At 69.0% G+C, this 6,000-nt stretch carries 4 protein-coding genes; all 4 read right to left on the reverse strand.

Annotated elements, in window-relative coordinates; all coding sequences use genetic code 11:
- Positions 1–123: 123 nt before the first annotated feature.
- Complete coding sequence (locus ACWEH3_RS22355; protein WP_450025524.1) at positions 124–2,652, reverse strand: ABC transporter permease; 2,529 nt, start codon at positions 2,650–2,652, stop codon at positions 124–126.
- A 34-nt stretch (positions 2,653–2,686) separates the two neighbouring features.
- Complete coding sequence (locus tag ACWEH3_RS22360) at positions 2,687–3,463, reverse strand: ABC transporter ATP-binding protein (RefSeq protein ID WP_450025522.1); 777 nt, start codon at positions 3,461–3,463, stop codon at positions 2,687–2,689.
- Between the two features lie 55 nt (positions 3,464–3,518).
- Positions 3,519–4,439: a hydroxymethylglutaryl-CoA lyase gene (locus ACWEH3_RS22365; protein ID WP_450025520.1), complete on the reverse strand. Its 921-nt coding sequence runs from the start codon at positions 4,437–4,439 to the stop codon at positions 3,519–3,521.
- 160 nt (positions 4,440–4,599) lie between these two features.
- A complete protein-coding gene (locus tag ACWEH3_RS22370) occupies positions 4,600–5,820 on the reverse strand; it encodes a CaiB/BaiF CoA transferase family protein (protein ID WP_450025518.1) in 1,221 nt (406 codons plus the stop codon).
- Positions 5,821–6,000 lie beyond the last annotated feature (180 nt).

Below are 6,000 nucleotides of genomic sequence, written 5' to 3' on the forward strand. Positions count from 1 at the left end.
GACACGTTCACCGATGCCGTTCGACTCGACGAGTCCACCCGTCGAGCCTGAGTCCGCAAAAGCTCACGTGAGAACTTGCCGCAGTCCGTGCGGCGCACAATGATTGTGCGCCGCACGGACCTGTCAGAGATCGGCGATGGCGGCCAGTGGTGGCGTGCGCGCCGCTCGCACGGCGGGCCAGAGGGCGGCCAGTACTCCGACGACTGCCGAGCTGACCAGGACCAAGACCAGCTGGCTCCACGGGATGGCGATCTGGTCGAGCCCCAAATCCCTTAGTGTGCGCAGGAATCCGACGCCGAGTCCCAGGCCGAGCACCATGCCGACGATCGCGCCGAACACCGCTATCAGCATCGATTCCAGATAGATCGTGCGACGGACCTGGGCGCGCTGCATACCGACCGCGCGGAGCATGCCGATCTCCCGGCGGCGCTCCACCACCGACAGCGCCAAAGTATTGACGATGCCAAGGATCGCGATCACCACCGCCAAGGCGAGCAGCCCGTAGAGAATGGCCAGCAGAGTGTTGATCTGCTTGCCTTGCGCTCCCTTGAATTCCTCGCGATCCTGCACCTGCACCACGACGAATTGCTCGGTGGCCTTCTCCAGGTCGGCGCGCATCGCGCTGGTATTCGCGCCTGGTTGCGCCTTGATCAGCACGAGGAAGTTGGTCCGGAAGTTGAGCGGGACCACCTCGTCGTAGACCGTCTGCGACACCACCATCGCGCCGAGCAGCGGGTTCTTCTTGTACACACCGGTGACGGTGAGCGGGACCTTCTTGCCGTCGACGCTGGTCGGGGTCACCTCTTCGCCGACTTTCCAGCCGCGGTCGTTGGCTTCGTCCTCGGACACGAGCACGTCCCTGGCGCCGAGAGTGCCGCTGCCGCGCACGATCTCGTAGTTCAGCACACCGGTCAGCGGACCGTCCGGCGAGGACGCGAAGACCTGATCGTCGCCGAGCTTGAACGCGGCCCCCCGCATTCCGACCACCTGCGCCACGTTCGGCACCTTCGTCCGGGCGGCGTCGGCGGCGCCGAACGGCACCCCGAGCAATTGCGGACCGGCCAGCACGTAGTCGGCCCGCACACCCTTGTCGACCAGCACGCCGACGCTCTCCTTCGCCGAAGCGCCCAGCATGCCGATCGCCGAGACGAGCATCAGGCCCAGCGTGAGCGCGAAGGCCGTCGCGGCGGTGCGGCGCGGATTACGCGACGCGTTGTTGCGCGCCATGCGGCCGATCGGCCCGAACGGGCGCACCAGAACGCCGAGCCCACCGACCACCGGTCGCGACAGCGCGGGCGCGGCGAGCAGCACCGCGAAGATCAGCCCGAGCGCGCCGACGCCGACCGTCGCGGCCGCCGTGCCACCGGTCCGCTGCGCGCCCAGCACGACGAGCACCACGCCGAGCACCGCCAGCACCGCACCGAGGATCGTGCGCAGGCGCAGCGACTCCCCGGCGGACGCGAACTCCTCGCGCATGGCCTGCACGGGCGGAATACGCGAGGCGCGGCGCGCGGGCGCGTAGGCGCTCACCATCGTCACCGCGAGGCCGACGAGCAGCCCGACCACGACGGTGCGCGGCCGCACCGCCATCGATCCGGTCGGCAAGCCGAGATCGAAGGCGTTGAGCACCGCCGACAATCCGAACGCCAGCGCGACGCCGCCCGCGAGGCCGACCACGCTGCCGATCAACCCGATGACGAACGCCTCCGCCACCACCGACGTGCCGACCTGCTGCCTGCTCGCGCCGACCGCGCGCAGCAGCGCGAGCTCCCGCAAGCGTTGCGCGACGATCATCGAGAACGTGTTGTAGATGATGAACGTGCCGACGATCAGCGCGATCGCGCCGAAGGCGAGCAGGAAGTAGTTGATGAAGTTGAGCGCGTTGGAGATTTCCTTCTTCAGGTCGGCACGCACCTGATCGCTGTTCTGCACTTTGTAGCCGGGCAGTGCCTTGGCGAGGTTGTCGCGCAACTCGTCGCCGGGAATGCCGGTGGCCGCCAGGTCGACGTAGGCGACGTGCAGGCCGTCGGTGAACAGCTTGCGCGCCTGCGTGTCGTCGAACAGCACGCCGATGAAACCACCCGTGTCGGAGGGAACCTCGTAGATGCCGGTGAGGGTCACGTCGATCGGATCGGCCTGGGAGGGGATGAGGATCTTGGTGCGGTCACCTATCTTCAGTCCGGCCCGGTCGGCCCCGCCGGTGTTGAGCGCGATCTCGCCGGGCCGGGCGGGCGGGACGCCTTGCAGGAACTTCTCCGGCTCCGCGACGGCCTTCTCCGGCGGCAGGTACGACTTGCCGAACGTCGGCGCCCCGCCGGTCTGCACGGCTTTCTTTCCGGTCGGATCGAGCAGCACCACCGGTCCGTTCACGCTCGGCGCGACCGTGCGGACGCCGGGGTACTTCCCCAGCTCGTCCACCACATTGTTCGGAACGCCTTGCGCCTGGCGCTCTTTCGGGCTGACCCGGACGTCGACGCCCTTCGCCTGGTTGGCGAAGATTCCGTCGAAAGTGCTCTGCAGGGTGTCGGTGAACACGAACGAACCGGCGATGAACGCGGTGCCGAGCACCACCGACAAGAGGGTCAGAGCGAGCCGCACCTTGTGCGCGGCGAGATTGCGCAGCGCGACCTTGCGCATCGGACTTCCGGCCATTACGCCCGCCCCCGATTCTTCCGCGACCGCCCGGTCACGCCTGGTCCAACGCTTTCATCCGGTCGAGCACGGTGTCGGCGGTCGGATCGCGCATCTCGTCGACGATGCGTCCGTCGGCGAGGAACACCACCCGGTCGGCGAATCCGGCCGCGTGCGGTTCGTGGGTGACGATGACGACCGTCTGCCCGAACTCGTCCACCGCCGCGCGCAGGATCGACAACACCTCCTCCGAGGAGCGCGAGTCCAGGTTGCCGGTCGGTTCGTCGCCGAAGATTATGTCCGGCTTACCCACGAGCGCGCGGGCGCAGGCCACCCGCTGCTGCTGTCCGCCGGACAACTCGCTGGGGCGGTGGGTCAGCCGACCGACCAACCCGAGCCGCCGCACCACCGTCTCCAGCCATTCGCGATCGGGTGTTCGCCCCGCGATGTCCAGCGGCAATGTGATGTTCTCCAGCGCCGTCAGCGTCGGCACCAGGTTGAACGCCTGGAAGACGAAACCGATGCGGTCACGGCGCAGGCGCGTCATCTGCTTGTCGGACAGCGAGGTCAGGTCGGTGTCACCGATGCGGACGGTGCCCGAGCTGGCGCTGTCCAGTCCGGCCAGGCAATGCATGAGAGTCGACTTACCCGATCCGGACGGACCCATGATCGCGGTGAACTCGCCCTTCGCGAACTCGGCCGACACCCCGTCCAAAGCCCTGACCTGGGTATCGCCCGATCCGTAGACCTTGGTCAGTTCGATAGCGTGGGCCGCGACATCGGTCGATGCCGCCAGGTCGGCGGTGTCGGCGCCCAAGGCTTGCGAAGTCATGCCGTCCAGTCTTACCGGCATCGCCGCCACACGCCATCAGGGAACACCCTGTGTTTCAGGCCTCACCTACGACCCACTCGAAGGCGGACGCTTTGGATCGGGCGCCTTCGAGGGTGCGGGAGCGGTTGGGTTCGCCGAGTTCGGACAGCAGGTCCTCCGACAGGTTGACCAGGGCGGCCAGGGCGGTTGGGGTGAACCAGTCCGGCCTGGTGGCGAACAGGATGTCCTCGGAGGCGGTGTTTCCGCTGGCACCCGGCGCGAACGGGCAGCCGCCGAGGCCGCCGAGCGCTCCGTCGACCATGTCCGCGCCCGCCGCGACCGCGGCGAGGGTGTTGGCCACGCCCATGCCCCAGGTGTCGTGACCGTGGAAGACGACACGCCGGGGAGGCGTCCGGTCCCGCACCGCCGCGACCAGCGCGGACACCTCACCGGGGTGGGCTTGTCCGAGCGTGTCGGCCAGGACGATGTCGTCCGCGCCCTCCGTGCGGGGGTCGCGGGCGATGGCCAGTACCCGTTCCGGGTCGACCGCGCCGTCGAACGGGCAGGTGAACGCCGTCGCCAAGCAGAGCTGGATCGACCCGTCCACCTCACGGGCCAAGCGCACCGCGTCCGGCATGGCGGCGACGCTGGCCTCGGTGTCGCGTCCGATGTTCGCCCGATTGTGCGCGTCGGAGACCGAGAAGCAGTACTGGAAATTCCGCACTCCCGCCGCGGCGGCCTTCTCCACATGGCGCGGCGTCGCCACCCATACCCAGCAGCGGCGCAGTTCCTCCGGCGTCAACGCGGCGACCAGCTCCATGGTGTTCGCCATCGGCGCGACCAGGTCCGGGCGCGCCATCGAGCCGATCTCCAGCGCGGGCACCCCCAGCGCGAGCAGGCGGCGCACGATGTCCACCTTGCGCTGCACCGGCAGCAGCTTGCCGGTCAGCTGCAGTCCGTCGCGCAACGTGACATCGCGCAACACCGGCGCGGTCATCGCTGCTCCCGCGCCCGGTGGTGGCCGCACATCACGCCGCCCCATGGCTTCTCGCCCGCCCCGGTCGGATTCGGCTGCACCACGGGCCTGCTGGTGCCCGGCGAGCGCGGTTCTCTCGCGTCACGCCCCTTCGGACGCCTCCGGTCGTGTGGCCGCGTGCTCATCGCGCCTCCAACGCATCGATCTCGGCTTCGCTCATGCCGAGCAGGCCGGACAGCACCTCTCGGGTGTGCTCACCCAGATCGGGTCCGACGCTGCGGATGGGCAAGGACTGTTCGCCGATCACCGGGACGATGCCGGGGAAGCCGACGGCCTTGGGCTCCGGCGCGCCGACGTCCACGGTGAACGACTGGATCATGTTGCGCGCCCGGTACTGCTCGTCGGCCACGATGTCGGCCGCGGTGTAGATCGGGCCACACGGAATAGCGGCGGCGTCCAGCAGCTTCAGGGCCTCGTCGCGGGTATGCCGAACCGTCCACTCCCCGATCGCCGCGTCCAGCCGCTCGCGATTGCGCCAACGGCCCGCGTTGTCCTGCAGGTCCGGGTCGGCGGCCAGGTCCGGCCGATCGATGACCGCCATGTAGCGCTGGAAGATGGCGTCGCCGTTGCCGCCGATGATGATGCTGGTGCCGTCCGCGCACGGGTAGGCGTTGCTCGGCGCGATGCCCTCCATCCGGCCGCCGACGCGTTCGCGCTGGATGCCGTAGGCGAGATAGTCCGGCACCAGCGATTCCATCACCGACAGGATCGCCTCGTTCAGGGCCACGTCGATCACGCGCTCCCGCAACGGGACCGGCGTGTCCGACTCGGCGCGGCGCTCGCGCTGGAACAGCGCCATCACGGTGCCGAACGCGGCGTAGATACCCGCGATGGAGTCGCCGATCGAGACGCCGGTGCGCACAGGTGGGCGGTCCGGGTCGCCCACCAATTCGCGCAGTCCGCCGACCGCCTCGGCCACCGCGGCGAACCCGGGGCGCTCCGACAGCGGGCCGGTCTGCCCGTAAGCGGAGATCCGGGTGATCACCAGGTCCGGATTCGCCTCGTTCAGCACCTCCGGCCCGAGACCCCACTTCTCCAGCATGCCGGGCCGGAAATTCTCCAGCAGCACGTCACAGCGCCGGATCAGGTCGAGGACGATCCCGCGCCCCGCCTCGGTGCGCAGATCCAGCGTGATCGACTTCTTGTTCCGGTTGATCGTCCGGTACAGCATCGAGGTGTCGCCGCCGTAGAGCCGCCAGTTGCGCAGCTCGTCGCCCGCTTTCGGGCGTTCCACCTTGATCACCTCGGCGCCGAAATCGCCGAGGATGCGCCCGGCGGTCGGCGCGGCGATGTAATTGCCGAGCTCCAGGACGCGCACCCCGTCCAGCGGCCGAATACTCATGGCAACCAGTATGGGCTGTGTTGGTTTTGCAGCGCCTGCGGCGCTGCGTGTTCACGGCCCCGGGAAGTCTCGCGCCCGAGCGACCGAGACTCGCGACTGCGTCGCATGCGCTTCGGTCACTCGGCCGCGAGACGGGCCGCGAACGGCGCTCGTAAGACTCGCACCCGGCGGGGCTGGGTC

Source organism: Nocardia sp. NPDC004718 (assembly GCF_053601535.1).